3 protein-coding genes are annotated in these 4,751 nt (G+C 68.8%); 2 read left to right on the top strand and 1 reads right to left on the bottom strand.

The window, feature by feature from the left end:
* The first annotated feature begins 103 nt into the window (after window positions 1-103).
* Window positions 104-1,285, top strand: coding sequence for a lipid-transfer protein (locus tag WAZ62_RS17545; RefSeq protein ID WP_422644832.1), 1,182 nt, complete (start codon window positions 104-106; stop codon window positions 1,283-1,285).
* Window positions 1,286-1,288: 3 nt separating this feature from the next.
* Here WAZ62_RS17545 and WAZ62_RS17540 read toward each other — a convergent pair whose 3' ends face one another.
* Window positions 1,289-2,587, bottom strand: coding sequence for a virulence factor family protein (locus tag WAZ62_RS17540; protein WP_422644831.1), 1,299 nt, complete (start codon window positions 2,585-2,587; stop codon window positions 1,289-1,291).
* 270 nt (window positions 2,588-2,857) lie between these two features.
* Between WAZ62_RS17540 and WAZ62_RS17535 the strand changes: the two genes are divergently transcribed.
* Window positions 2,858-4,666, top strand: coding sequence for an ABC transporter ATP-binding protein (locus WAZ62_RS17535; RefSeq protein ID WP_422644830.1), 1,809 nt, complete (start codon window positions 2,858-2,860; stop codon window positions 4,664-4,666).
* Window positions 4,667-4,751: the final 85 nt, after the last annotated feature.

Raw genomic sequence — 4,751 nt, 5'->3', positions numbered from 1 at the left:
CTCCACAATGGGGAGGGGGGCGAGGAAAGCGCCATGCGTTAGACTGATCGTCGAAACGACGCCGGATTCAGCCGGCGCGATGGTTCCGATCGAGGAGATGTCCATGAGCAAGGTCGTAGTCGCCGGTGTCGGCATGATTCCCTTCGTCAAGCCGGGGGCCAACAAGCCCTATCCCGAAATGGCGACCGAAGCCCTGCGCGCCGCCTTCGCCGATGCCGGCCTCGACTACGCGACGGTCCAGCAGGCCTATGTCGGCTATGTCTACGGCGATTCGACCGCCGGGCAATGCGCGCTCTACGACTTCGGCATGACCGGCATTCCGGTCTTCAACGTGAACAACAATTGCTCGACCGGCTCGTCCGCCCTGTTCCTCGCCCGCCAGGCGGTCGAGAGCGGCGCGGTCGACTGCGCCCTCGCCCTCGGCTTCGAGCAGATGAACCCCGGCGCCCTCGGCTCGGTCTTCGCCGACCGGCCGAGCCCGTTCCAGCGCTTCGACGACGCGACCGCCGACCTGGTCGGCCATGCCGAGATCCCGCTGGCGCTGCGCTATTTCGGCGGCGCCGGCCTTGCCCACATGCAGCAATATGGCACGCCGCTGGAAACCTTCGCCAAGATCAGGGCCAAGGCCAGCCGCCATGCTGCCAACAACCCTGTCGCCCTGTTCCGCACCGTGCTGACGGCCGACGACGTCCTCGCCTCGCCGGTGATGTGGCCGGGGGTGATGACCCGGCTGATGGCCTGCCCGCCGACCTGCGGCGCCGCCGCCGCCATCCTGTGTTCCGAGAGTTTCGCCGCCCGCCACGGGCTCGACGCCTCGGTGCGCATCCGCGCCCAGGCCATGACCACCGACACGCCGGTCAGCTTCGAGGCGCGCGACATGCGCGAGGTGGTGGGCGCCAGCATGACCAAATCCGCCGCCCGCCAAGTCTATGAGGCGGCCGGCGTCGGTCCCGAGGATATCGACGTCGTCGAGCTGCACGATTGTTTCGCCCATAACGAATTGATCACCTATGAAGCCCTCGGCCTGTGCCCCGAAGGCGGCGCGCAGAAATTCGTCGACGACGGCGACAATACCTATGGCGGCAAATTCGTCACCAATCCCTCGGGCGGGCTGCTGTCCAAGGGCCATCCGCTGGGCGCCACCGGCCTTGCCCAATGCACCGAACTCGTGCAGCAACTGCGCGGCACCGCCGACAAGCGCCAGGTCGCGGGAGCGAGCCTCGCGCTCCAGCACAATCTCGGCCTCGGCGGCGCCTGCGTCGTCACGCTCTACGAAAGGGTGTGACGGCTATTTGCCTCCGGCGCGGCGGATGGCGGCGTCGAGAATGATCTGGGCGAGGCGCGGGTAATCGCCATCGAAATGATGGCTGCCCGCGGTCTCGATCACTTCGATGCCCGCCGCCTTCAAGTCCCGGCAGATCGCCTCTTCGTCGCCGCCGCCGGCGATGCATTGGATCAGCGCGGGCGGGATGCGGTCGATCTCGGGCCGTGTCGGCGTCGTCTCGCTGTCGCCGCCGAGGAATTCGCCGATCGTCACCTCATAGGCCGCCCGGTCCGACAGGCCGAGCAGGGACAATTGCATCACCGAGGACCGCTCCGCCTCGGGCAAAAGATTATAGAGCGCGGGCAGGATATCGGCGCCGAAGGAATAGCCGATCAACACGACCTTCCGCACCCCCCACTGGCGCTTGTAACGGGCGATGATCCGGGCGAGATCGGCCGCGCTTTCGGCGGCGTCGCGCTTCTTCCAGAAGTAGCGCAGCATGTCGAGACCGACCGTCGGCACCCCCTGCGACTGCAGGTGCTGGGCGATATCCTTGTCGAGATCGCGCCAGCCGCCGTCGCCGGAATAGACGATGGCCAGGAAGCCATGGGCCGCCGCGACCGGAAGCTCGGTCACGGGCAGCGCGTCGACGGCATCCCCGGCCGTGGTCCTGCCGACCAGATACAGCAGTCGGACCGCCAGCGCCTGATCCGGCGGCAGCGAGATCTTGACGGGATCGACCCCGTTCATGCCCGCCCTGGCCTGCACCGCGTCGGCGAAACCGTAGCGATGGGACGAGACGGCCGAGCCGGTCATGTCGACGACATCATCCGGCGGGCACAGCGGCTTGTCGGTCGCCGGCAAGGCCCGGGAATCGACGCCGACGACACCGGCGAAGGTCGCCGCCCGGGCCTGCCGGGCGAGGGCGAGGGCGACGGTCGCGCCCTGCCCGATCCCCGCGATCCACGGCAGTTCATAGGTCGGCAGGGCCAGGCGCCGCTGCACCTCGTGACTGACGTCCTGCGCCGCCCATTGGGGCGAGACGCAGGCATCCCGCTCGGCCGCCATCCGGGCGAGAGCCATCGGCAAATCGACGGCGATGACCGCGATGCCGCGCGCGGTCAGCCGCCCGGCCGCCGCATCGGCCATCGCATCCCAGCCGACCCGATCGGAAATCAGCAAGGTCACCGCCCGGATTTCCCCCACCGGGGGCAGGACGCGGACCTGTCCCAAAATTCCGCCGTCGACGACCATATCCTCGGCCAGGGCCGGTCCAGCCGCCGTCAGCAGGGCGAGCACGAACAACAGACGTCGCAACTTCATTTGGCCCCCACTCCCCGCCAGCCGCCACCGATCAGCACCGTTATATCCGCGAGCGCCAGCTCCTTGACGAGCGACAGCACCATGGTGAGCGGATGACGCACGCCTTCGGCCGGACCCGGGGCGGAGTTGACGGAGCAACGGCCCGCGGGTCAAGCGGTGCCGAATACCGTGGGCGCAAGCCTCCTCCGCGCCGCGGTCCTGTTTCCCGTCTTGTATTCGCCCTGAAGGACAGGCACCAGTTCAGGGGCAAGAGCCCGGAGCCGGAACAGCATGGAGTCGGTCGCCGCCAAGATCGAGAATTCACCCCGCCCGGCCGATTCGGGGCCAGCGAAGGCGCATTCCGCCCCCCTCTGGCGGCGGCTGTGGGCGCCCTACCGGGGCATGATCGCCACCCTCGTCCTGTGTCAGATCGTCCAGTCCCTGTCCGCGCTGCTCCTGCCCACCCTCAGCGCGGATATCATCAATATCGGCATCCTGCGCGGCGACATGCCCTATATCGCGCGCATGGGCGGCCTGATGCTGGGCGCGGCCGCGACCCAGATCCTGTTTTCGGTCGCCGCCGCCTGGCTGGGCGCCCGCATCGCGATGGGCTTTGGCCGGGATCTGCGCTCCGCCGTCTTCGCCCGGGTTCAGCTTTTCTCGCTGCACGAGATGCGGCGCTTCGGCACGCCGTCCCTGATCACCCGCTCGACCAACGACGTGCTTCAGGTCCAGACCTTCCTGGTGATGGTGCTGACGACGATCGTGACCGCGCCGATCATGGGGATCGGCGGCGTCCTGATGGCCATCCACCAGGACCCTGGCCTGTCCTCCATCCTCGGGGTCAGCGTTCCCGCGCTGGCCGTGCTCGTCGGCATCCTGATGGCCCTGGCCCTGCCGCAGTTCGCGCGTATGCAGGGGCAGTTCGACCGGATCAACCAGATCGTCCGGGAACAGATCGTCGGCCTGCGCGTGATCCGCGCCTTCGTGCGCGACGATCACGAACACCGGCGCTTCGCGGTCGCGAACGACGCCCTGACCGCGACCGCCCTTCGCGTCGGCCGGACCATGGCCCTCAACATGCCGCTGGCCCACCTCGTGATGCATCTGACGGCAATCGCCCTCGTCTGGTTCGCGGCGGGGCGGATCATCGCCGGCACCCTCGAGGTCGGCGCGCTCGTCGCCTTCCTCGCCTATATCATGCAGATCCTGATCTCGGTCATGATCGCCTCGATGCTGTTTGTCATGGCCCCGCGCGCCGTCGTCAGCGCGCGCCGCATCCGCGATGTCCTGGAGACTTCGTCTTCGGTCGTCGAGGCGGAACATCCGGCGGATGTGCCGCCCGGGGTCGGCGGCGGCGTCGAGATCGAGTTCCGCGACGTGACCTTCGCCTATCCCGGGGCCGAGCGCCCGATCCTGCAGGGCATCGACTTCCGCCTCGAGCCCGGCAAGACCCTGGCCGTGATCGGCGCGACCGGCTCGGGCAAGACCACGATCGTCAATCTCATCGCCCGGCTGTTCGATGTCACCGGCGGCAGCATTCGCGTGAACGGGCTGGATATCAGGGCGCTCTCCCTCGACCGCCTGTGGTCGCTCATCGGCTTCGTGCCGCAGGAAAGCTTCCTGTTTTCCGGCACCATCGCCGACAACCTGCGCTATGGCCGGGCCGAGGCCAGCGACGACGAGCTCTGGCAGGCGCTCGAGGTCGCCCAGGCCCGGGATTTCGTCTCGGCCCTGCCGCAGGGGCTCGCCGCGCCGGTCGCGCAGGGCGGCGGCAATTTCTCCGGCGGCCAGCGGCAGCGCCTCGCGATCGCCCGCGCCCTCGTCCGCCGCGCGCCCGTCAACCTGTTCGACGACAGTTTCTCCGCCCTCGACTATGCGACCGATGCGCGGCTGCGGGCCGCCCTCGCCGCCCGCGGTGCCGGATCCGCCACCCTGATCGTCGGCCAGCGCGTCTCCTCGGTGCGCCACGCCGACAGGATCCTGCTCCTCGATCAGGGCACGGTCGCCGCGTCGGGAAATCACGAGGAACTGATGAGGGATTGCGCCGCCTATCGCGAGATCGTCGCCTCGCAGAACGCGGACGAGGCGATATCGTGACCGGCCAGGACCTTTCCGCCTCCTCCGCGCCCCCCCCGTCGCCGGCCGCGCCGGTGCCGGGCCCGCGCGGCGGCCTTCCCGGCAT

Origin of the sequence: Zavarzinia sp. (assembly GCF_049306435.1) — a bacterium.
GTDB lineage: Bacteria > Pseudomonadota > Alphaproteobacteria > Zavarziniales > Zavarziniaceae > Zavarzinia.
The sequence above is the reverse complement of the archived record's forward strand: the minus strand, read 5'-3'. Positions and strand labels throughout refer to the sequence as shown.